This window comes from Streptomyces sp. R-74717 (genome assembly GCF_047305335.1).
In the GTDB taxonomy this organism is placed as follows: Bacteria; Actinomycetota; Actinomycetes; order Streptomycetales; family Streptomycetaceae; genus Streptomyces; species Streptomyces atratus.
Map to the genome: position 1 here is coordinate 7,802,772 of NZ_CP102361.1, position 22,688 is coordinate 7,825,459.

20 protein-coding genes and 1 pseudogene are annotated in these 22,688 nt (G+C 70.5%); 16 read left to right on the top strand and 5 right to left on the bottom strand.

All coding sequences use genetic code 11. The features are described from left to right. Positions 1-19 precede the first annotated feature (19 nt). Positions 20-1,030 carry an aldo/keto reductase gene (locus NRF20_RS35805; RefSeq protein WP_398629046.1) on the top strand — a complete coding sequence of 337 codons (1,011 nt, stop codon included), beginning with the start codon at positions 20-22 and terminating at the stop codon, positions 1,028-1,030. Positions 1,031-1,132: 102 nt separating this feature from the next. Further along, complete coding sequence (locus tag NRF20_RS35810; RefSeq protein WP_266363018.1) at positions 1,133-2,032, top strand: sigma-70 family RNA polymerase sigma factor; 900 nt, start codon at positions 1,133-1,135, stop codon at positions 2,030-2,032. Between the two features lie 27 nt (positions 2,033-2,059). Here the strand turns inward: NRF20_RS35810 and NRF20_RS35815 are convergent. After that, positions 2,060-2,580 (bottom strand): annotated as a pseudogene (locus tag NRF20_RS35815) (hypothetical protein). Between the two features lie 82 nt (positions 2,581-2,662). On the opposite strand from NRF20_RS35815, the gene NRF20_RS35820 reads away from it, so the two are divergent. Further along, positions 2,663-3,214 carry a TetR/AcrR family transcriptional regulator gene (locus tag NRF20_RS35820; RefSeq protein WP_398629045.1) on the top strand — a complete coding sequence of 184 codons (552 nt, stop codon included), beginning with the start codon at positions 2,663-2,665 and terminating at the stop codon, positions 3,212-3,214. After that, positions 3,211-4,755 carry an MFS transporter gene (locus NRF20_RS35825; protein ID WP_413753931.1) on the top strand — a complete coding sequence of 515 codons (1,545 nt, stop codon included), beginning with the start codon at positions 3,211-3,213 and terminating at the stop codon, positions 4,753-4,755. Before NRF20_RS35820 ends, NRF20_RS35825 begins: the two co-directional genes overlap by 4 nt. Positions 4,756-4,852: 97 nt before the next feature. Here NRF20_RS35825 and NRF20_RS35830 read toward each other — a convergent pair whose 3' ends face one another. Continuing rightward, a complete protein-coding gene (locus NRF20_RS35830; protein ID WP_266363024.1) occupies positions 4,853-5,524 on the bottom strand; it encodes a lysophospholipid acyltransferase family protein in 672 nt (223 codons plus the stop codon). Between the two features lie 234 nt (positions 5,525-5,758). Here NRF20_RS35830 and NRF20_RS35835 point away from each other — a divergent pair, with 234 nt between their 5' ends. The 3 genes from NRF20_RS35835 to NRF20_RS35845 all read left to right on the top strand — a co-directional run bounded on the left by NRF20_RS35835 (position 5,759) and on the right by NRF20_RS35845 (position 8,138). Then, positions 5,759-6,937, top strand: coding sequence for a glycerophosphodiester phosphodiesterase (locus NRF20_RS35835; protein ID WP_413753932.1), 1,179 nt, complete (start codon positions 5,759-5,761; stop codon positions 6,935-6,937). Positions 6,938-7,031: 94 nt separating this feature from the next. Further along, positions 7,032-7,598: a sigma-70 family RNA polymerase sigma factor gene (locus tag NRF20_RS35840; RefSeq protein WP_413753933.1), complete on the top strand. Its 567-nt coding sequence runs from the start codon at positions 7,032-7,034 to the stop codon at positions 7,596-7,598. Positions 7,599-7,634: 36 nt separating this feature from the next. Continuing rightward, positions 7,635-8,138, top strand: a complete 504-nt coding sequence (locus NRF20_RS35845) for a GNAT family N-acetyltransferase (RefSeq protein ID WP_398629042.1) — start codon at positions 7,635-7,637, stop codon at positions 8,136-8,138. Between the two features lie 25 nt (positions 8,139-8,163). Here NRF20_RS35845 and NRF20_RS35850 read toward each other — a convergent pair whose 3' ends face one another. Together NRF20_RS35850 and NRF20_RS35855 are read right to left on the bottom strand one after the other, a co-directional pair. Then, a complete protein-coding gene (locus NRF20_RS35850) occupies positions 8,164-8,601 on the bottom strand; it encodes a hypothetical protein (RefSeq protein ID WP_266363033.1) in 438 nt (145 codons plus the stop codon). A gap of 2 nt (positions 8,602-8,603) precedes the next feature. After that, on the bottom strand, positions 8,604-8,963 hold the full coding sequence (locus tag NRF20_RS35855) for a hypothetical protein (RefSeq protein WP_072484474.1): 360 nt from the start codon (positions 8,961-8,963) through the stop codon (positions 8,604-8,606). Between the two features lie 92 nt (positions 8,964-9,055). On the opposite strand from NRF20_RS35855, the gene NRF20_RS35860 reads away from it, so the two are divergent. From NRF20_RS35860 to NRF20_RS35900, 9 genes are all read left to right on the top strand, one after another. Next, entirely contained in the window at positions 9,056-9,703 is a 648-nt protein-coding gene (locus NRF20_RS35860; protein WP_413753934.1) for an HAD family hydrolase, read from the top strand. Between the two features lie 395 nt (positions 9,704-10,098). Beyond that, positions 10,099-11,160 (top strand): methionine ABC transporter ATP-binding protein, encoded by a 1,062-nt coding sequence (locus NRF20_RS35865; RefSeq protein WP_413753935.1) that lies wholly within the window; start codon positions 10,099-10,101, stop codon positions 11,158-11,160. Then, positions 11,157-11,828, top strand: coding sequence for a methionine ABC transporter permease (locus NRF20_RS35870; RefSeq protein WP_327276226.1), 672 nt, complete (start codon positions 11,157-11,159; stop codon positions 11,826-11,828). Before NRF20_RS35865 ends, NRF20_RS35870 begins: the two co-directional genes overlap by 4 nt. 67 nt (positions 11,829-11,895) lie before the next feature. Next, positions 11,896-12,762, top strand: a complete 867-nt coding sequence (locus NRF20_RS35875) for a MetQ/NlpA family ABC transporter substrate-binding protein (RefSeq protein ID WP_398629039.1) — start codon at positions 11,896-11,898, stop codon at positions 12,760-12,762. A gap of 103 nt (positions 12,763-12,865) precedes the next feature. Continuing rightward, entirely contained in the window at positions 12,866-13,552 is a 687-nt protein-coding gene (locus NRF20_RS35880; RefSeq protein ID WP_266363044.1) for a GNAT family N-acetyltransferase, read from the top strand. 108 nt (positions 13,553-13,660) lie between these two features. Then, a complete protein-coding gene (gene cbiE, locus NRF20_RS35885) occupies positions 13,661-14,899 on the top strand; it encodes a precorrin-6y C5,15-methyltransferase (decarboxylating) subunit CbiE (protein WP_398629038.1) in 1,239 nt (412 codons plus the stop codon). 333 nt (positions 14,900-15,232) lie between these two features. Next, a complete protein-coding gene (gene cobT / locus NRF20_RS35890; RefSeq protein ID WP_413753936.1) occupies positions 15,233-18,514 on the top strand; it encodes a nicotinate-nucleotide--dimethylbenzimidazole phosphoribosyltransferase in 3,282 nt (1,093 codons plus the stop codon). A gap of 252 nt (positions 18,515-18,766) precedes the next feature. Continuing rightward, positions 18,767-20,029, top strand: a complete 1,263-nt coding sequence (gene cobA, locus NRF20_RS35895) for a uroporphyrinogen-III C-methyltransferase (protein WP_398629036.1) — start codon at positions 18,767-18,769, stop codon at positions 20,027-20,029. Positions 20,030-20,129: 100 nt separating this feature from the next. After that, positions 20,130-20,948, top strand: a complete 819-nt coding sequence (locus tag NRF20_RS35900; protein WP_398629035.1) for a TrmH family RNA methyltransferase — start codon at positions 20,130-20,132, stop codon at positions 20,946-20,948. A 4-nt stretch (positions 20,949-20,952) separates the two neighbouring features. Here the strand turns inward: NRF20_RS35900 and NRF20_RS35905 are convergent, their stop codons facing one another. Then, positions 20,953-22,293 carry a serine/threonine-protein kinase gene (locus tag NRF20_RS35905; RefSeq protein ID WP_413753937.1) on the bottom strand — a complete coding sequence of 447 codons (1,341 nt, stop codon included), beginning with the start codon at positions 22,291-22,293 and terminating at the stop codon, positions 20,953-20,955. Between the last annotated feature and the right edge of the window lie 395 nt (positions 22,294-22,688).

The following is a 22,688-nucleotide window of genomic DNA, read 5'->3' on the forward strand; positions in this document are numbered from 1 at the left end:
GATCGACGAGGAGCCCACGATGCCTTTCGCCCTTCCCCAAGCTCTCGGCTTCGCTCGACCAGGGGAGGCCCCATCGGCCACAGCGACTACTCCGACCGCCCACATCGGGCTCGGCCTGGCAGCGGTCGGCAGGCCCGGCTACATCAACCTCCACCGCGACCGCGATCTGCCCGGTGACCGCAGTGTCGAGGCGCTGTGCGAGCGCACCCACGAGCTGCTGGATGCCGCCTATGCCCAGGGCGTCCGCTACTTCGACGTGGCCCGCTCCTACGGCCGTTCGGAGGAGTTCCTCGCCGAGTGGCTGACGGTGCACCCGGAAGTGCGCGATGTCGTCATCGGCAGCAAGTGGGGCTACACCTACACCGCCGACTGGGGCGTCGAAGCCGAGGTGCACGAGGTCAAGGACCACAGCCTCGCCATGTTCGAACGCCAGCGCGCAGAGACCGACGCCCTGCTCGGTGACCGCCTCGACCTCTACCAGATCCACTCGGTGACCGCCGACAGCCCGGCCCTCACCGACAAGGATCTGCACGCACGGCTCGCCGCACTCGCCGCGGAGGGGGTCGGCGTCGGCCTGTCCACCAGCGGGCCCGCCCAGGCCGACGCCATCCGGGCCGCTCTTGCCGTCACGGTCGACGGCGAGCCGCTCTTCCGTACGGTCCAGGCCACCTACAACGCCCTGGAGACCTCGGCCGGAACGGCGCTCGCCGAGGCCCATGACGCCGGGCTCACCGTGATCGTCAAGGAAGCCATGGCCAACGGCCGGCTCGCCGGAACGGAAGCCCCCGCCGTTGTCCAGGAGATGGCCGCCGAGGCCGGCCTGGGCAGTGACACGATCGCTCTGGCGCTCGTACTGCACCAGCCGTGGGCCGGTGTGGTGCTCTCCGGTGCGGCGACCGTCAACCAGCTCGCCGGAAACCTGCACGCGGCCGTCGTCGACCTCGACGAGGAGCGGCGCGCCCGGCTCGATGCGCTCGTGGAGGAGCCGGAGGCGTACTGGCGTCATCGTGCCGGGCTGCCGTGGAGCTGAGCGGGCGTGCCCGGCGCCGGTGAAGCGGCGCTGATCCACCTGTCACATCCACGAGATCCGGTTCGTCATCACATTGACGGAACACTACGGAGGAATGTGACTGTGGACGGAATCGAGTTCCTGGCAGAGCGCTTCGAGGAGAACCGGACTCAGCTGAAGGCCGTGGCCTACCGGATGCTCGGCTCGGCGAGCGAGGCGGAGGACGCCGTCCAGGAAGCCTGGATACGGCTCAGCCGCTCCGACAGCCGGGCGATCGAGAACCTCGGCGGCTGGCTGACGACGGTCGTCGGGCGGGTGTGTCTGGACATGCTCCGCTCACGCCGCTCCCGCCGCGAGGCGCCCCTCGACACACAGGCACCCGAGGCACACGCCCCCGAACCGGTGCTCGGCACACAGCCGGATGCCGATCCCGAGCAGCAGGCCCTGATGGCCGACTCGGTCGGTCTCGCGATGCTGGTCGTCCTCGAAACGCTCGACCCCGCCGAGCGGCTCGCCTTCGTACTGCACGACATGTTCGCCGTGCCCTTCGACGAGATCGCCCGCATCGTGGACCGCACCCCGGCCGCGGCCCGGCAGCTCGCCAGTCGGGCCCGTCGCCGGGTTCAGGGGGTGGACCCGGATCCGGACCCCGATCTCACCCGCAAGCGCGAGGTGGTCGATGCCTTCCTGGCCGCCGCCCGCGACGGTGACTTCGAGGCACTCGTCGCCGTGCTCGACCCGGACGTGGTGGTGCGCTCCGACTTCGGCGCCGGTGGTGTCGGTGCGCCGTCCCTGGTGCGGGGCGCCGCGGTCGTGGCCCGTCAGGCGATGATGTTCGCGCCGTTCGCCCGGTCGTCGCAGCGGGCACTGGTCGACGGGAACCTGGCCGTCATCTCCACGCGCGAGGGCCGTCGGTTCTCGGTCATGATCTTCACGGTCGCGCGGGGGAAGGTCGTCGAGATGTCCGTGATCAACGACCCGGCCCGCCTCCCCGACCTGGATCTGACCGTCCTCAACGACTGACCCCGGGCGGGCGGCCGTACCGCGGGCTCAGTGTCCGCCGCCCCGGCGGCCGTCCGCCCACTCGGCCAGCTGCTCGAAATCGGCCGGCAGCAGTCCGATCCGCGGGTCGATCCACATCAGCAGCGTCTCGGCCGCCCCCTGCCCCGAGATCCACTCCCGGTCCTGCTCGGCGATCTCGTCGTCGACCCAGGCGAACGGCCGGCCGCGTACTCCACGATGTACTGCGTCTTCCAGTACGTACCGTCCGGTGCGCCGCCATGCATCGACGGCCAGTCGACGTACGGCAGCGGGGGCAGCCCGAGCCGCGGCCCGATCCACACGTTGGCCTCGTCCTTCCAGGTCGTCGCCCAGACCAGTTCGTAACGGCCGGCGAGGGCCAGCAGCGCCCGGCCGTGTTCCGGGTTGAGCAGGACGGGCAGCGGCGTCCCGTAGTCCCACCCCGTCGGCCGCATCAGATACAGCGCATAGCCGTCCGGGATCCGCCGGCGCATCAGAGCCGCGTACGGATTGAGCGGACCGTCGATGTCGATCAGCAGCAGCGGCTTCATGCGGACATCGTCCTCCCTCCCTTCCACGGAGGCAGACACCTCCGGTGAGACATTCTTGTCTCATATGGTTTATCGTTGTCTCATGACTCTCGACCGTGAGCAGGTGCTGCGCAGCGCCGCCGCCCTGCTGACCCGTAAATCGACCGCCACCATGGACGAGGTCGCCAGAGCCGCGGGCATCGGACGCGCCACCCTGCACCGGCACTTCGCCGGACGGGACGCCCTGGTCAAAGCGTTGGAGAGCCTGGGAATCCAGGAGTTCGAAGCGGCCCTGGACGCCGCCGCGCTCGACGAGGGGAGCTGCGAGGAGGCGCTGCGCCGACTCGTCGCGGCCGTCGAGCCGAGCGCCGGACTGCTCTCCTTCCTCGTCACCGAGAACCAGCTCTTCGAAGGCGAAGAGGTGAACGAGGGCTGGAACCGCCTCGACGCCCGGGTCTCCGCCTTCTTCAGACGAGGCCAGGAGCGCGGTGAATTCCGGATCGACCTCACCCCCGCCTGGCTGACCGAGGCCCTCTACGGGCTCATCTCCTCCGGCGCCTGGGCCGTCCAGGACGGCCGGGTCGCAAGCCAGGACTTCCAATACATGATCGTCGAGTTGCTGCTCGGCGGTGCACGCCGGAGCGTGGAGCGATGAGCAGTCTCGAACAGCATGCGGAAACCTCCCAGGAACTGCGCCGTCCGGGGCGGTGGATCGCCCTGGCCGTCCTCGTCCTCGCTGTGCTGCTCGTGGCCGTGGACGCCACAGTTCTCGGCCTCGCCACCCCCTTCCTCACCGAGGACCTCAAGCCGTCCGGCACCCAGCTGCTCTGGATCGGCGACGTCTACTCCTTCGTCATCGCCGGGCTCCTCGTCTCCATGGGCAGCCTCGGTGACCGCATCGGCCGCAAGAAGCTGCTGCTGACCGGTGCCGTCGCCTTCGGTGCGGTGTCCGTGCTCAACGCGTACGCGAGCACGCCCGAGATGATGATCCTGGCGCGGGCGCTGCTCGGTGTCGCCGGTGCCACCCTGATGCCGTCCACACTCGCCCTGATCCGCAACCTCTTCCACGATCCGCGCGAGCGCAGCCTCGCCATCGGTATCTGGGGAGCCATGGCCTCCGCGGGTGCGGCCGTCGGCCCTGTCGTCGGAGGCTTCCTCCTGGAGCACTTCTGGTGGGGCTCGGTCTTCCTGATCAACCTGCCGGTCATGGCCGTCCTCGTGGCCGTCGGCATCAAAATGATCCCCGAGTCGAAGAATCCGGCACCGGGCCCGTGGGACCTGGTCAGCGTGGCGCTCTCCTTCATCGGCATGATCGGAGTCGTATACGCCGTCAAGGAACTGGCCGCGCACGGCGCGAGCTGGGAGGTCGCCGTCACGGGCATCGGCGGTCTGGCCGCGCTCTGCTGGTTCGTACGCAGACAACTCACGCTCCCCGCACCCCTGCTGGACATGCGGCTCTTCCACCACCGGGGCTTCTCGGGTGCGGTCCTCGCCGATCTGCTGACCATCCTCGGGCTGTCCGGGCTCGTCTTCTTCCTCTCCCAGTTCCTGCAACTGGTACAGGGACGCGGGCCGCTGGAGGCCGGGCTCGCCGAACTGCCCGCAGCCGTGGGTGCGGTCACTGCGGGTCTCATCGCCGGCCTGGCAGCCCGGCGCTACTCGGTGCGGTCGGTGGTGTCCGGTGGTCTCGGGGCGATCGGCCTGGCGCTCGCCGCGGTCACCCTGATCCACAAGGAGACCGCCTATCCGCTGATCGGTGCGGTGCTGCTGGTCGTCGGCGTCGGTGCGGGCTTTGCGTTCACCGTCACCTCCGATGTGATCCTCTCCAGCGTCCCGAAGGAGCAGGCAGGCTCCGCGGGCGCGGTCTCGGAGACGGCGTACGAACTCGGCGCGGCCCTCGGCATCGCCCTGCTCGGCTCCATCGTCACCGGCGTCTACCAGGACTTCGCCACCCCGAGGGGCGTCCCGTCCGCCAACGCCGCAGCGGCCCATGAGTCGCTGGGCGGTGCCGTCGAAGCGACCCACGGCCTTCCGGCGCCGCAGGCGAGCGCGCTGGTCTCCGCGGCACAGGAGTCGTTCGTCGACGGACTGCGGCTCGCGGCGGGTGTCGGCGCGGCGGTCCTGCTGGCGACGGCCGTCGCCGCCTGGTTCCTGTTGCGCGGTCAGAAGCTGGAGGACGGTATCGTCCACCAGTAGCTGCCCGCGCCTTGGGCCGTACGAGTTGCGACGACATACGGAAGAGCCCGTACCACCGACCGGGGTACGGGCCCTTCCGTATGTCCTGCGCGTCAGCTCACGCGGCCTTGGCCTTCGTCGCATACATGTCGACGTACTCCTGACCCGACAGCCGCATCACCTCGGCCATCACGGAGTCGGTCACCGCCCGCAGCACATAGCGGTCGCGGTCCATGCCCTCGTAGCGGGAGAACTCCATCGGAGCACCGAAACGGACCGTCACCTTGCCGGGACGGGGCAGACCGGCACCACCGGGCTGCAGCTTGTCCGTACCGATCATCGCGAACGGCACCACCGGTGCACCCGTCATCAGTGTCAGCCGGGCGATGCCCGTACGGCCCCGGTAGAGGCGGCCGTCGGGGGAGCGGGTGCCCTCCGGGTAGATGGCGAACGCCTTGCCCTCCTCCAGCACCCGACGGCCCGTCATCAGCGCCGCGACACCGCCGCGGCCGCCGTCCCGGTCCACCGGGATCATGCCGCAGCCCGTGAAGAACCAGGCCATCGCCCGGCCCTTGAGCCCCTTGCCCGTCACGTACTCGTCCTTGCCGATGTAGGAAACCTGCCGGTCGCAGCAGATCGGCATGATCATCGAGTCGATGAACGTCAGATGATTGCCCGCGAGGATCACCGGACCGTCCCCGGGAATGTTCTCCACACCCTCCACCTGGGGGCGGAACATCAGACGCAAGATCGGTCCGAGCACTGCCTTGATGAGTGCGTGTCGGGACAACGGTTCCTCCGGTGTAGTGGCCGGGCCGGCCGGGGCGCGGGATCGTGACGGTCCATGCAGGTGAGGACGATACTCGCGGGTTCTCGCCCATCGCACATCGGGTTCATCGAGTGGATACGCAGTGTTGACGTGTGTTTCCGCCAAGTTCGTCCAGGAGCTGCTCCTACGACGGTACGACTCCCTACGCTCAAGCCTCGCCCGACAGGTGCGAGACATCACACGCGAGGAGCATTCATGACAGAGCGCGCGCAGGCAGGTCCCGGCCGCAGAACCCTGCTGGGAGCGGGGGCCGCCGTACTGGGCACGGCCGCCCTCGGACTGGCAGGCGGACCGGCCGACGCCGCCGGGAAGGCCTCCGAGCGGTCCGGCGGCCACGGCGGGGGCCACGGCTTCCGCCTCGACCTGCCGGTGCCCACCGTCATAGGACACCGCGGTACCAGCGGCTACCGGCCCGAGCACACTCTCGGCTCCTACCAGCTGGCCCTCGACATGGGCGCGCACATCATCGAGCAGGACCTGGTGCCGACCAAGGACGGCCATCTCGTCTGCCGTCACGAGAACGACATCACCGCCACCACCGACGTCTCCGCCCACCCCGAGTTCGCGAGCCGCAAGACCACGAAGAAGGTCGACGGGGTCTCCCTCACCGGCTGGTTCACCGAGGACTTCACCCTCGCCGAGCTGAAGACGCTCCGCGCCAAGGAGCGCATCCCCGGCACCCGTCAGAAGAACACGCTCTACGACGGCCGCTGGGAGGTCCCCACGTTCGAAGAGGTGCTCCAGTGGGCCGACCGCGAGGGCCGCAAGCGCGGCAAGCCGGTCTGGCTGTACGTCGAGACCAAGCACCCCACGTACTTCCGCGGCCTCGGCCTCGGGCTCGAGGAGCCCCTCGCCAAGCTGCTGCGCCGCTACAACCGCCACCGCAAGCAGTCGCCGCTCATCCTCCAGTCCTTCGAGCCCGGCAGCATCCAGCGGCTGGCCGGACTCGTCGCCACCCCGCGCGTCGTGCTGCTCTCCGGCGCGGGCGTGCGGCCCTGGGACTTCGTGACGTCCGGAGATCCGCGCACCGTCGCCGACCTGGTGAAGCCCGAGGGCCTGAAGTGGATGGCGTCCTTCGCGCAGGGCATCGGACCCACCCTGGACCTGATCATTCCCAAGGACACCTCGGGCCGGCTCACCGCACCGACCACGCTGGTGAAGGATGCGCACGCCCAGGGCCTGGTCCTCCACCCGTACACCATGCGCAACGAGAACTCCTTCCTGCCTGCCGACTTCCGACGCGGCACGGACCCCAACGCGTACGGTGACGTATTCGGCGCGTTCCAGGCGTACTTCGCGACGGGCATCGACGGGATCTTCTCCGATAATCCGGATACCGCTCTTCTCGCGGCGGCGGACTTCGCCGCGAAGTGACACCTGCGTCAGCACCCGGCCGGGGCGTGCCCCGGTCGGGTGGTGCTCGCCGGCTACGGCAACCGGCCGTCGGTACAGGTGCGTCGGCCGGGGCATGACGCTTATCGATCTTGCCCCTGCGGGGACCGCGGTCGGCCCTGCGGCGGTCGTCCATTCCCTGTATCCACTGGTGAGTGCCGAGGCCGCGGCCGAGGCGGCAGCCTCGGCGACGGGCGCGGCGATCGAACCCGCCGATCTCGAACAGGCCGTCTGGCTAAGGCTGCTGGAGCGGCTCGCGCAGGACGGGCCGCCGGTGGACGCGGCGCGCTGGGTGCGGGACGCCGTACGGGCGGAGGCCCGCAGGGCCCGCCGTACCGCCCGGCGCGAACGCCCCTACCGTGACGAGGCCTCCGCAGATCCGGCCGGCTGCCCGGAGCGGATCGCCGTCGGTGCCGATGAACGCCGGGTGCTGCGCGCCGCGGTGGACCGGCTGCCCGGCCGGTGCGCCCGGCTGCTGGCGGCGATGCTCGCGCCCGGTGATCCCACCTACCGGGAAATCGCAGGGAAGTTGGGTATGTCACAGGGGAGTTTGGGTCCGATCCGTTCCCGATGCCTTGGATGTCTGCGCAGAATGCTCGCGGCGGAGGTTGTAGCTCCTGAACCGCGGGGAAAGGAGCGTTAGACAACCGGTGGATCAGGTGGGCGGAGGCATGCGCACATGGGCATGAGCGTGATCATCTCGGCGGCGACGGCGCAGGACGCCGAACAGATCTTGAAACTTCAGTACCTCAGCTTCCAGAGCGAGGCGGAGCTGTACGGGAACTACCGGATCGACCCGCTCGTCCAGACCCTCGATTCGGTGCGCGCGGAGATTGCCACGAATCTGGTGTTCGTGGCGCGGCTGGGGGACGAGGTCGTCGGCTCGGTCCGCGGATCCACCGATCAGGACGGTACCGGGCAGATCGCGAGGCTCTGCGTCCACCCGCGGCTCCAGGGGCACGGGCTCGGCGCCCGGCTGCTGCGGGCCGCGGAGTCGGGACTCGTCGACGAGCGGTCGGCCACTCGCTTCCGGCTGCACACCGGCCATCGCAGCGAGGGCAATCTGCGGCTCTACCAGCGGGCGGGTTACGCCCCCGTGGGCAACGAGACCGGTCAGGACGGCGTCCGGATGATCCTGCTGGAGAAGGACGCGACCGCCCCCGCTTATGTGGCCAGCGCGTAGGGCCGGTTACGCGTTCTCGCCCCGCCTACGCGTTTTTCGCCCGGCGCAGCCACATCATCCCGGTGATCGGCAGGATCACCGGGATGAACAGATAGCCCATACCGAAGTCGGACCAGACGGTGGCGTCCGCGAACGCCGAGGGCTCCACCATCGTCCAGGTCCCCACGACCAGCACACCCAGGAGCTCGGCGGCGCAGCACACCAGCGCCGACCTGCGCGCCTTCTCGCCGCCGCGCACCAGCGAGTACGTGATGAATCCGTACACGAGGGCGGCGACGGCCGACAGCGCATAGGCGAGCGGCGCCTTGTCGAAGTCCAGGATCATCTGGACGATCGAGCGGGAGGCCGCCGCGACGGTGAACACCCCGTAGAACCAGACCAGCACCCGGCCGGGACCGGTGCCGAGGTCGAAGGGCTGCCTCTCGCCGGTGGCCGCTGCGGGGGTGCGATCGGTGTCGGTCACGGTCAGTTTCCCCAGATGTCGTAGAGCCGCACTTCGAGGACGGCCAGCACGACCGCGCCGGCCGCCACCGTCACCGAACCCCATCGGGTCCGCTCGGTGAGCGACAGGAAACCGGCCGCGGGCACGGCGAGGAAGGCCCCGATCAGATACGCGATGAAGATCGTCATGCCCTGCTCGGGCCGTTCGCCCCGGGACAACTGCACGATGCCCACCACCAGCTGGGCCAGCGCCAGCAGGGAGACCACTGCCATCCCGATGAAGTGCCAGTCCTTGGTCGGCTGATCCCGGTATGCGGCGAATCCGCACCAGGCGGCGAGGGCGAGCGCGGTCACGGCGACCGCGACCGTCAGGGCGTCAAGCATGAGGTGAGGGTATTACGGACCAAAAGGCCCCCTGCGTGCGCCCCCGTACCCGGAGGGCATGGCCCGAGGGCAAGGCCCTAGTGTCGATGCACATGAAGATTCATGCCCAGGCCCTGCTGTTCGACAACGACGGAACACTGCTGTCCTCGATCGAGTCGGTGTACCGCTGCTGGACCCGGTGGGCCCAGGAGTACGGGATCACGGCGGAGGACTTCCAGGGCGTCGAGCTGCACGGCCGGACGGCAGGCGAGATCATCGCCGAGCTGCTTCCCGCGGACCGGGTCGACAGGGCCCTGGCCCGTATAGAACAGCTGGAGGTCGAGGACGCCTCCGGCGGAGTCGTGATCCTGCCCGGCACCAAGGAGCTGCTCGGTGCGCTGCCCGCGCACCGCTGGGCCGTCGTCACCTCCGCCACCCGGCCGCTCGGCGAGGCCCGGCTGCGCGAGGTGGGGATCGACTTCCCCGTGATGATCGCCGCCGAGGACGTCAGCCGGGGCAAGCCCGACCCGGAGCCCTACCTCCTGGCGGCCTCGCGCCTCGGCGTCGACCCGGCGCGCTGTGTGGTCTTCGAGGATACCCCCGCCGGACTCCGGGCCGGACGGGCGGCAGGCATGAAGACCGTGGCCTTGGCCACAACGCACGACCGTTCCGAGCTGGACGCGGATGTCGTCATCGATGACCTCTCCGCGGTATCGGTGCAGGTCACAGCCCAGGGCGTGGAAATCACGGCGGTCGGCTGAACCGGCTCGCACCGCCATCCACGGCTGTCCGCTATTCGGACAGGCGGACCGGACGGAAAGTCACGTCTGTTTTACTTGGGCCATGACCACGACGAGCAACCGCATCCTTGCGACCGAGGCGATCACGACGCCCGGTGCTCGTTGTATGTGTCGAATGCGCGCCTTCTGAGGGCCCCCGCCTGAGCCTCGCGCCCCGAAGCGAGACCGAGCCCGAGCCGTCCGCACCCGGCGGAACGAGCCTGCCCGAGCACCGCTGTCCCGGCCACCCGCCGCACCCAGCCGTGCCGAGACCCCTGCTTGGAACGTCCGATCGAAACGTCCGAAGAGTCTCATCAGACGAATGCCCCGTGCCCGGCGGACACCGCGCCGCGCACTCGACAGTGACGGAAACCCCTGTGATCACCACTTCGGGCCTCACGAAGGTCTACCAGTCGCGCGGCCGCGAGGTCACCGCCCTGGACGGCGTCGACCTGCACGTCCGCGAGGGCGAGGTGTACGGCGTCATCGGACAGAGCGGCGCCGGAAAATCCTCCCTCATCCGCTGTATCAACCTCCTGGAACGCCCCACCTCCGGCACCGTGACCGTGGCCGGCCAGGACCTCACCGCCCTCGCGGGCCGGGGCCGGCGGGCCGGCAAGGAGCTGCGCGAGGCACGCAGCCGCATCGGCATGGTCTTCCAGCACTTCAACCTGCTGGCCTCGCGCAACGTCCAGGACAACATCGAACTCCCGCTGGAGATCCTCGGGGTCTCCGGCAAGGACCGCTCCCGCAAGGCCCTCGAACTCCTCGGCCTGGTCGGCCTCGCCGACAAGGCCAAGGCCTACCCCGGCCAGCTTTCCGGCGGGCAGAAGCAGCGCGTCGGCATCGCCCGCGCACTCGCCGGAGATCCCAAGGTGCTGCTCTCCGACGAGGCGACCTCCGCCCTCGACCCCGAGACCACGCGTTCCATCCTCCAGCTGCTGCGCGACCTCAACCAGCAGCTCGGCCTGACCGTTCTGCTCATCACGCACGAGATGGACGTCGTCAAGACGATCTGCGACTCGGCTGCGCTGATGCAGAAGGGGCGCATCGTCGAGTCGGGCACCGTCGGTGAACTGCTCGCCACCCCCGGCTCCGAACTGGCCCACGAGCTGTTCCCCGTCGGCGGTACGGCCTCCGGCCCCGACCGCACGGTCGTCGACGTCACCTTCCACGGGGAGGCCGCCACCCAGCCGGTGATCTCGCAGCTCTCCCGTACATACAACATCGACATCTCGATCCTGGGCGCCGCGATGGACACCGTCGGCGGCAACCAGATCGGCCGGATGCGCATCGAGCTGCCCGGCCGCTTCGAGGAGAACGTCGTCCCGATCGGCTTCCTGCGGGAGCAGGGCCTGCAGGCCGAGGTCGTGGAGCACGACGCCGCCTCCATCCCCGTACAGACCCCCGCCACGCTCACCAAGGAGGTGGCGAAGTGACCTGGTCCGAAATGCAGCCGCTGCTCACCCAGGGAACCATCGACACCCTTTACATGGTGCTCTGGTCCGCGGTCGTCACCGTTCTCGTGGGACTGCCGCTCGGCGTCCTGCTGGTCCTCACCGACAAGGGCGGACTGCTCCAGAACACCCCGGTGAACAAGGTCATCGGCGTGATCGTGAACATCGGCCGCTCGCTGCCGTTCATCATCCTGCTGATCGCCCTGATCCCCTTCACCACCTGGGTCGTCGGCACCTTCATCGGCCCGACCGCGATGATCGTGCCGCTCGCCGTCGGCGCCATCCCGTTCTTCGCACGGCTCGTCGAGACGGCCGTCCGCGAGGTCGACCACGGGCTCGTCGAGGCCGTCCAGTCGATGGGCGGATCCATCCCGACGATCGTGCGCAAGGTACTGCTGCCGCAGGCGCTGCCCTCGCTCATCTCCGGCGTCACCACCACCGTCATCGTGCTGATCGGCTACTCCGCGATGGCCGGTGCGGTCGGCGGCGAGGGGCTCGGCTCCAAGGCCGTGACCTACGGATTCCAGCGCTTCGACAACCAGTTCATGCTCATCACCGTTGCGCTGCTGATCGTCATCGTGACCGTGATCCAGCTGATCGGCGACGGAGCCGTACGCCTGCTGGCCCGCCGGGGCCGCACCACCACCTGAGACTTCCTCTCCGCTCAAGCCCGAACTCCTTGTCCGGGCGCACCACCACCAGAAAGAGGCACTTTTCGTGCGTAAGAACATCAAGATCACCGCAGCTGCCGCCGCCACCGCCGCCCTGGCCTTCGGCCTCACCGCCTGCGGCACGTCGTCCGACCCGGCCTCCAAGAGCGAGACCGGCGCCAAGGCCGACACCTCCAAGGCGCTCGTCGTCGCAGCGTCCCCGACGCCGCACGCCGACATCCTGAACTTCGTCAAGAAGAACCTGGCGGCCAAGGCGGGCCTCAAGCTGGAGGTCAAGGAGTTCACGGACTACGTCCTGCCGAACACCGCCACCGAGACCGGCCAGGTCGACGCCAACTTCTTCCAGCACGCCCCGTACCTCGACGACTTCAACAAGAAGAACAACACCCACCTCGTCTCCGTCGGCACCGTCCACCTGGAACCCCTCGGCCTCTACTCCAAGAAGGTCAAGGCCATCGGTGACATCAAGTCCGGCCAGACCATCGCGGTGCCGAACGACACCACGAACGAGGGCCGCGCCCTCCAGCTGCTCGCCCAGAACGGTCTGATCACCCTCAAGTCCGGTGTCGGCACCGACGCCAAGCTGAGCGACATCACCGACAAGAAGGGCCTGGAGTTCAAGGAGCTGGAGGCCGCAACCGTGCCCCGCGCCCTGAACGATGTGGACGCCGCCGTCATCAACGGCAACTACGCCATCGAGGCCAAGCTCAAGCCCGCCAAGGACGCCCTTGCGCTGGAGAAGGCCGACGGCAACCCGTACGCCAACATCATCGCCGTGAAGAAGGGCAACGAGAAGGACGCCCGCGTCCAGAAGCTCGTGAAGCTCCTCCACTCCGACGAGGTCAAGAAGTTCATCGAGGACACCTACCAGGGCTCGGTCATCCCGGCCTTCGGCACCGCCGCCAAGTCCTGACACCCGCACGGAATTTGTCCGACGAGCCCCGCGCAACCCCACCAAGGGGGCGCGGGGCTCCGTCGTACGGACCCGCCCATGCACAACGCCGACCCGATGCTGCATGCTGTGCCTTTACACGGTCTTCGGCATGGAGCTGCGCATGACTTCCACCTTTCCGGACATCTCCATCAGCACGGATCGGTTGGTGCTGCGCCCCTTCGACATGGCGGACATCCCCGCGTACATCGAGATGATGAACGACGAACTCGTGACCGCCTGGACCGATGCCCCTCACCCCTACACCCAGGTCGACGCCGAACGCTGGGTCCGCAGGATCGCACCCGCACAGCGCACCACGGGCGACGGCATCGTCTTCGCCGTCACCGAATTCCTCACCCAGCGACTCGTCGGCTCGGTCCGCCTGCGCAACACCGACTGGCGCACCCTCGCCACCGAGGCCGCGTACATCACCGCACCCTGGGCACGCGGCGAGGGATACGCCACCGAATCCGTGCTGGCGCTGGCCCAGTGGCTCTTCCGTGATCAGGGCTTCGAGCGCATCGAACTGCGCACCGCCGCCGACAACACCGCCTCCCAGCAGGTCGCCCAGAAGCTCGGCTGCATCAGCGAGGGAGTGCTGCGCAACGCCCGCATAGCGCGCACCCGGACCGAGAACGGCACAGACGGAGGCTGGACCGACATCAGGACCGACCTGATCGTCTGGGGCCTGCTTCCCGAGGACCTCGAAGGGGTCGCCGAACAGCTCGCCGACGCGGGTGGCTACGGCGCCTACAACGACTGGAACTGACGCCTCCAAGGGGTCCTGGCACCGTACTGGCGCGGACCGGGTACTCTCACGGTGCCCGCCCCTCAACGAACATCCCCACCTGCGACAACTCCAGGAGACTGACGACAGATGGCCGATCGGGTCACGGTGATCGGCTGGGACGGCTCGCCACTGACCGGAGCGGCCACGGCCGCCCTCTCGGCCGCCACGCTCGTCGCCGGAGCCGCCCACCACCTCGCACTCCCCGAAGTCCCGGCGAACGCCGAACGGATCCGCCTGGGCTCCATCGACCTGGCCGCCCGCCGGATCGCCGGACACCGCGGCAGCGCCGTGGTCCTCGCCGACGGAGACCCCGGCTTCTTCGGGGTCGTACGCAATCTCCGCGCACCCGAGCACGGCCTCGAAGTCGAAGTGGTGCCCGCCGTGTCCTCCGTCGCCACCGCGTTCGCCCGCGCCGGGATGCCGTGGGAGGACGCCCAGATCGTCGTCGCCCACCCCCGCACCCTGCGGCGCGCCGTCAACGTGTGCCGCGCCCACCACAAGGTCGCCGTCCTCACCTCGCCCGGCGCCGGCCCCGCCGAACTCGCCCTGCTCCTCGAAGGCGTCCACCGCACCTTCGTCATCTGCGAGGAACTCGGTACCGCACGCGAACAGGTCAGCGTCGTCACATCCGAAAAGGCCGCCGACCACGTCTGGCGCGACCCCAACGTGGTGATCGTCATCGGCGGCGGCCCCGAACCGCAGGCCACCGGCGCCTGGATCGCCGGCCGTCACCCCGCCTACCCCCGTGGCGTACGCGGCTGGGCACTTCCCTCCCATGCCTACCCGGGCGGCGCCACGGACGCCGGGGACGAGAGCGGCGAGGGCGAGTCCCCGGGGCTGCGCGCCGCCCAACTGGCCCGCCTGGGCCCCCGCACCGGAGACCTCCTGTGGGACATCGGCTCCGGCAGCGGGGCCCTGGCGGTGGAGGCCGCCCGTTTCGGGGCGGCGGTCCTGGCGGTCGACAGCGACCCGGCGGCCTGCGCCCGCACCGCGGCGTCGGCCCGGTCCTTCGGAGTCCAGCTCCAGGTCGTCGAGGGCCGGGCGCCCCATGTGCTGGAACGGCTGCCGGAGCCCGATGTCGTACGGATCGGGGGCGGGGGAGTCCCCGTCGTCACCGCCGTCACCGAGCGCCGGCCCGAGCGCATCGTGACCCATGCGTCGACGCGGGACGAGGCCGAGGCACTCGGCGCGGCACTCACCGGGAACGGGTACACCGTCCGGTGTTCGCTCCTCCAGTCCGTCGAACTCGACACGGCCGCATGGTCGGAGCGCGAACGCTCGGTCGTGTTCCTGCTCTCGGCGCTGCGTTCGGACCTCGCCCCGTGACCCGGTCGGCGTACAGCGCGAGGTAGGCTGGCCGATCGTTGCACCGCGGCTGGACGTTCGTCGCTTCGTTCGTCAATGTTCGGAAAAGGGGACCGTTTTGGCCCCCCTTGTGGTACGGCAGAACCGGGGGATGCGCGACGTGGCGCAGTCCACAGCGGGCCGTGGCGAAATGAGCTGCCGCGGCGGCGAACGGCCGCGAGAATGCAGTATGTCCGCGACCGTTTCGTGCCGCGCGGCGCGCCCGCTCGTTCTTGGTGACGAGCGCCGGCGTGCCGTGGTCGGGCGTCCCGGGCGATGGGCCGAAGGAGCACTGACGATGGGCGAGGGGTACGCATGAGTGACACCGGCCAGATCCCGGGTGAGGGACTGCCGGAGAACGCAGGCATGGTGGAGCAGCCGGGCATCGCCGCCCCGGATGCCTACACCTACCTCGCTCCCTCCGAGCGTGTGTCCGAGGACGACGATCTCCTGCTGATGCCGAGCCCCCAGGGCGCCTGGGGCGACCCGCAGACGGTACCGGCCCCCGGCCAGTACCCCGAGGGCGCCGCCGCGCAGGCGCTGCTGACCGAACAGGGCGCCCACCAGGCCCAGCCCTCGGCACACGCGGTCCACTCCCAGCCGGTCGGCGAGGCTCCCGCGCAGTCCCAGGGGCCCGTGCAGGTGCAGGTGCAGGAACCCGTCCAGACGCAGGTCGCGGACGCGTACGCCGCACAGCAGCCGGTGGCCGAGCCCCTGCCCGAGACCGGCCAGGGGACGCACGAGACCGGTGGCCGCGACTCCGGTTCGGTCGACCTGAGGGGCGTACGCATCCCGTCGCCCACCCCGGCTCCCGCTCCGGCCACGGCAGCGCAGACCCAGGGCCCGATGCGCCGGCCGCTTCATCGCGGCCCGGTCGCGGCAGACGGCGGGCCGTCCTACGGCGGAACGCCGAGCGGCGGTGTGGTCCGCTCGCTCGCCGACCGCGGACCGGCGGGCGCGCCCCAGGCGCAGGCCCAGACCCAGACCCAGACCCAGACCCAGGCTCCCGCACGGCACGCCGGACCGCCGACCACCGGGCCCGAGTACTTCGAGATGCCGGTTGACGAGCCGGCCGCGCTGCCGGGCCCGCAGCTCGGTGAGATTCTGCCGCAGGGCGCAAGCCCTTGGTCGGCCGAGGCGCCGCAGCCGGTCGTTCCCCCGGTGGCAGCAGAAACGGTCGTGCCGGAGCCGGTCGCCGAGCCGGTACCGGCGGCACAGCAGGCACAGCCGGTGCAGGTCGCTCCGGTAGTGGTGCCCGAGGCCGTGAGCGCTCCCGAGGCCGATGCGGTACCGACCACTGTCGGGACTCCCGTCGAGGTTCCGGCGGAGGTTTCTGCCGGGGCACAGGCAGAGGCCGTGTCCGAGGCGCCTGCCGAAGTCGCTGTCGTCGCATCGGAGGATGTCGCGGAAGCCGCTCCCATGGGCCAGTTCGTGCCCGTGGAGGGTTCGGTGCCGACGACCCCGCACCTGGCCCCGACCCCCGTGGTGGAGCAGGCCGTGGAAACCGAGCCCGAGCCCGAGCGCGTGGTGTTCGCGATGGAGCCGGTCCAGCCCGCTCAGCCCGAGGCCGCAGAAGTGGTCGAGACTGTCGAGAACGTCGCGCCCGCCGAAGCTCCTGAGCCGATCCCCGCCCCCGAGGCCGAGGCTCCGACGGTGGCCGAGCCGGAGTCCGAACCGGAGCCCGAGCCGGGCCCGGAGGTCATCGAGACCCCGGACATCACGGCCCCCGCGGACAGTGCAGAGGCCACGGAGACCGCGCCCGTGGAGTCCGTACAGCCCGAGGCCCGGCCCGAGCCCCGGCTCCAGGCCGAGGAAGCAGAAGTTCCCGAGGCGTCCGAGTCCGACGAAACCGGGGCTCCCGCCTCCGCGCCCGCCCCCGGCTACGACGACGCCGAGCGCGAGGCCGTCCTGCGGGTCATGCGCGAGCGCCGCGACATCCGCAACGGCTTCCGCAGCGACCCGATTCCGCACGAGGTTCTGCTGCGCGTCCTCGAAGCCGCGCACACGGCGCCCAGCGTCGGTCACTCGCAGCCCTGGGACTTCGTCGTCATCCGCTCGGCGGAGACCCGTCGTTCCATGCACGAACTGGCACAGCGTCAACGCGACGCCTACGCCAAGTCGCTTCCCAAGGGCCGGGCCAAGCAGTTCAAGGAACTGAAGATCGAGGCCATCCTCGACACCCCGGTCAACATCGTCGTCACCGCCGACCCCACCCGCGGCGGCCGCCACACCCTCGGTCGGCACACCCAGCCGCAGATGGCCCCGTACTCCTCGGCGCTCGCCGTCGAGAACCTGTGGCTCGCCGCCCGCGCCGAAGGCCTCGGCGTCGGCTGGGTCAGCTTCTTCGACGAGCGCGAGATGGTCCGCGCCCTGGGCCTGCCCGAGCACCTCGAAGTCGTCGCGTACCTCTGTGTCGGTTACGTCGACGAGTTCCCCGAGGAGCCCGAGCTGATGCAGGCGGGCTGGTCCAAGCGCCGCCCGCTGTCCTGGGTCGTCCATGAGGAGACGTACGGCCGCCGCGCACTGCCCGGCGAGGAGCCGCACGACCTGCTGCAGGAGACCATCTCCAGTATCCGTCCGCTGGACGCCAAGGCGCTCGGCGAGGCCTGGGAACGCCAGAAGCGGATGACCAAGCCCGCTGGTGCGCTCGGCATGCTGGAGATCATCTCCGCGCAGTTGTCGGGACTCTCCCGGATGTGCCCGCCACCGATCCCTGAGCCCGCGGCCGTCGCGATCTTCGCGGGCGACCACGGGGTGCACGCCCAGGGCGTCACGGCCTGGCCGCAGGAGGTCACCGGCCAGATGGTCGCCAACTTCCTCGGCGGCGGCGCGGTCTGCAACGCGTTCGCGGCCCAGGTCGGCGCCGAGGTGTGCGTGGTCGACGTCGGTGTGGCCATGGAGCTGCCCGCGACGCCCGGCCTCCTTCCCCGCAAGGTGCGCGCCGGAACGGCCGACTTCACGACCGGCCCGGCCCTCACCCGGGAAGAGGTCCTCGCGGCCATCGAGGTGGGCATCGAGACCGCCCGTGATCTGGTCGCGGCAGGCAACAAGGGCCTGCTCACCGGTGAGATGGGCATCGCCAACACCACCGCGTCGGCCGCACTGATCTGTGTGTACACGGGCATGGACCCGGCCGAGGTGACCGGTCGCGGTACCGGCATCAACGACGAGATGCACGCGCGCAAGGTCGACGTGGTCCGCCGGGCCCTCGAACTCCACCAGCCCGACCCGGCAGACCCGATCGGTGTCCTGGCATCGGTCGGCGGGCTCGAACACGCGGCGATGGCCGGCTTCCTGCTGGGCGGTGCCTCGCTCCGTACGCCCGTCATCCTCGACGGCGTCAGCGCGGGCGCAGCGGCCCTGGTCGCCCGGGCGATCGCCCCCGAGGCCCTCGCCGCCTGCATCGCCGGCCACCGCAGCGCCGAGCCCGGCCATGTCGCCGCGCTCAACAAGCTGGGCCTGCGTCCGCTGGTCGACCTCGACCTCCGCCTCGGCGAAGGCACGGGCGCGCTACTGGCACTGCCGATCGTGCAGAGTGCGGCGCGGGCGATGCATGAGGTGGCGACGTTCGACGCGGCGGGCGTCACGGAGAAGTAGCCCTTCCGCCGGACCCCCGCTCCTCAATCACCGAAGGGCTTGTTTCCAGCCTTGCCGGCGTTTGAGGCGCGGGGTCCGGGGCGCAGCCCCGGTCACGGGAAAGGGAGGGCAGGGGAACAAGCCCGCTGCGAGCGCCCCCGCGTCCCCGCACCCCACCCCGTATCGTGGACCCAGCCCCACAAACCCGCACGTCACAGCCGCTCCACCGCCGCAGCGGCCCGCACCCCGCACCTTACGAGGAGCCGCACCGCCATGGCCGAGCACGCAGATCACGCCGATCACCCTGCGTACCCCGTCGGACTGCGTCTCAGCGGCCGCCGAGTCGTCGTGGTCGGCGGCGGCCAGGTCGTCCAGCGTCGCCTCCCCGCGCTCATCGCGGCAGGCGCCGACATCGTCCTCGTATCGCCGGCCGTGACCCCGTCCGTCGAGGCGATGGCCGATGCCGGCGAGATCCGCTGGGAGCGCCGCCCGTACGCCGACGGGGACCTGGCAGACACCTGGTACGCACTCATCGCGTCCGACGACACCGCGGCGAACGACGCCGCCTCCGCCGAGGCCGAGCGCACCCGCACCTGGTGCGTCCGCAGCGACAACGCCGACGCCGCCACCGCCTGGACCCCAGCCACCGGCCGCAGCGAGGGCGTGACCGTCGCCGTCCTCACCACCGACACCCACGGCCGCGACCCACGCCACTCCGCTGCCGTCCGCGATGCCATCGTCGAGGGCTTGCGCGACGGCACCCTCGCCGCACCCCACCACCGCACCCGGACCCCCGGCGTCGCCCTGGTCGGCGGCGGCCCCGGCGACCCGGACCTGATCACGGTCCGCGGCCGCCGCCTCCTCGCCGAGGCCGACGTCGTCATCGCGGACCGCCTCGGCCCGCGCGACCTGCTCGACGAACTCCCGCCGCATGTCGAGGTGATCGACGCCGCGAAGATCCCGTACGGCCGCTACATGGCCCAGGAGGCGATCAACCAGGCGCTCATCGAGCACGCCAAGGCGGGCAAGGCCGTCGTGCGGCTCAAGGGCGGCGACCCGTTCGTCTTCGGCCGCGGCATGGAGGAGGCCCAGGCGCTCGCCGCCGAAGGCATCGCCTGCACCGTCGTCCCCGGCATCTCCAGCTCGATCTCCGTGCCCGGCGCGGCCGGAATCCCCGTCACCCATCGCGGTGTGGCCCACGAGTTCACCGTCGTGAGCGGCCATGTCGCCCCGGACGACGAGCGCTCGCTGGTCGACTGGCCGGCCCTCGCCCGGCTGCGCGGCACGCTCGTCCTCCTGATGGCCGTCGACAAGATCGGCGCGATCGCCCGTACCCTCATCGCCCACGGCAAGGCCCCCGAGACCCCGGTCGCCCTGGTCCAGGAGGGCACCATGGCAGCCCAGCGCCGGGTCGACGCAACGCTCGCGACCGTCGCCGAACGGGCCGTTGCCGAAGACGTACGTCCCCCGGCCGTCATCGTCATCGGCGACGTCGTCGCGGTCGGCGCGAGCTCCGTATCGCTCCCCGCCGGATAGCCGGCGGGGAGCCGCCCCCGCACCCCGCCGAGTAACCATCGGTAACGGATCTTCTCCCAAGCCGTTGGCACCACACACCGGACAAGGCAGTATCAAACCCGTGGCTGATCTCATCACCGTCGACGACCCCGACGACCCCCGCCTGCGCGACTACACCGGACTGACCGATGTCGAACTCCGGCGCAGGCGAGAGCCCGCCGAGGGCCTCTTCATCGCCGAGGGCGAGAAGGTGATCAGACGCGCCAGGCACGCCGGGTACGAGATGCGGTCGATGCTGCTCTCGGCGAAGTGGATCGATCTGATGCGCGACGTCATCGACGAGGTCCCGGCCCCGGTGTACGCGGTCACTCCCGAGCTCGCCGAGCGCGTCACCGGATACCACGTCCACCGCGGCGCCCTCGCCTCGATGCAGCGCAAACCGCTGCCGACGGCCGACGAACTGCTGGCGACGACCCGCCGGGTGGTCGTCATGGAGGCCGTCAACGACCACACCAACATCGGGGCGATCTTCCGCAGCGCCGCCGCCCTCGGCATGGACGCCGTACTGCTCTCCCCGGACTGCGCCGACCCGCTCTACCGGCGCTCCGTCAAGGTCTCGATGGGCGCGGTCTTCTCCGTCCCCTACGCCCGTCTCGACACCTGGCCCAAGGCGCTGGAGACCGTACGGGAAGCCGGCTTCAGACTTCTCGCGCTGACCCCGGACGAAAAGGCCAGCAGCATCGACGAGGCGGCACCGCACCGGATGGACAAGGTGGCGCTGATGCTCGGCGCCGAGGGGGACGGACTGTCCACCCAGGCCCTGGTCGCCGCCGACGAATGGGTGCGCATCCCGATGGCGCACGGCGTCGACTCGCTGAACGTGGGAGCGGCCGCCGCGGTCGCGTTCTACGCGGTGGCATCAGGCCGCCCGCAGAACTGACCGCCTACTGAGGCTGCAGACCCCGGCCCTGACCCCGGCCCTGGCCCTGGTCCTGAGGCTGCGTCCGGCTCTCGCTCGTGCCCAGCCCGCGAGCCGGACCCTGGCAGCCCTGTGCCGCCGCGATGCCCAGCGCGACCAGCAGCGTGACCACGACGAAGACGACGAGCCGCTGCCGCAGCAGCCGCGGGTTGGCGGGACGCCGCCCCGTCGAAGTCCTACGGGCCCCGGGCCGCGTTCCCGGCCGGCCGTTCGTCCCGTTCGTGCCCTGCGGACGCCTGCCGGACCGCGTTGTGTTGCGCGGTGACTGATGCTGCTGAGGTCGCGAACCACCGGTGCGGGGCGACCCGGCCCGCGACGACGTGGCCTGCCGGCTGCTCCGAGGTTGCTTCTGCTTCTGCTGACGGGGTGCCGGAGGAGCCGTACGCCGGGTCTGCTGCTCGGTGTACGGGCCGTCGAGACGTCCGGTCGGCCGGTCCAGCTCCTGGGCCGAACGCTGAATGGGCGGACGGCTCTCGTGCAGACCCTGCGCCTCCCGCGCCGCGATCTCCTTGAGCCGCATGGAGAGTTGGAGCGTGCTCGGCCGCTCCTCGGGGTCTTTCGCCAGGCAGGCGCTCACCAACGGCGCGAGCGCATCGTGTACGTCGTACAACTGCGGTTCCTCGTGCACCACGCGGTACAGCATCACCTCGGAACTGCCGTGCCCGAAAGGTGAGTCGGCCGTCGCCGCATACGCCAGCGTGGCACCGAGCGAGAACACGTCCGTCGCGGGCGTCACGGTCGCGCCGCGCACCTGCTCGGGCGCCAGGAATCCCGGCGAGCCCACCGCCGTACCGACATGGGTGAGCGTGCTCGCTCCGGTCGCCCAGGCGATCCCGAAGTCGATGATCCGGGGGCCCTTGGGGGAGAGAAGGATGTTCGACGGCTTCAGGTCACGGTGGACGACACCGGCCTCGTGCACCGCCACCAGGCCCTCGGAGAGCGCCGCCCCGATCGAGGCCACCTCGGCCGCCGACAGCGGACCCTCCTCGGCCACCTTGTCGTGCAGCGAGGGCCCCGGGACGTACTGCGTGGCGAACCACGGGCGGTCCGCCTCCAGATCGGCGGCCACCAGACGCGCCGTACAGCCACCGCGGATCCGCCGCGCGGCGGACACCTCGCGCGCGAAGCGCGAGCGGAACTCCTGGTCCTCCGCCAGATCCGGACGGATCACCTTCAACGCCACCCGCTGGCCCCGCCGGTCCGAACCGAGATAGACGACACCCATGCCGCCCGCTCCGAGCCGCCGGTGCAGCCTGAACGAGCCGACGACACGCGGGTCCTCGCGCCGGAGCCGCATCATCGCCATGTCTGCCCATCCCCGCTGCCTGGTACGCCTGACGAGGCACAGCTTACGTACCCGGCGCCCGGGGCGCTCAGAGGCCGCGCCCTCGCCCGCCGATCGATTGTCAGTGCGCGGCAGGGTCCATGACGGGGAGTGGGGGGCGCAGCCGGTCCCGCACCGAACGGTGCCGGGTCATCAAAGCGGTTGCGCCGACGAGGGGTTGGAGCCGTGAAGGCTGCGGCCCCGACGAGTGGGGGGCGCGACACGGACCCCGCGGGGAGGGGACCGCGGCGACTGGGGCGACGTACCCACGGCCCACGGCCGGGAGCCGCAGCGCGAGCGAGTGAGTGAAGTCACGGTCGCCGTCCCGCCTGCCGCCGCATCCGTCCCCCACCTGATCCACAACATTCCGGGCACCC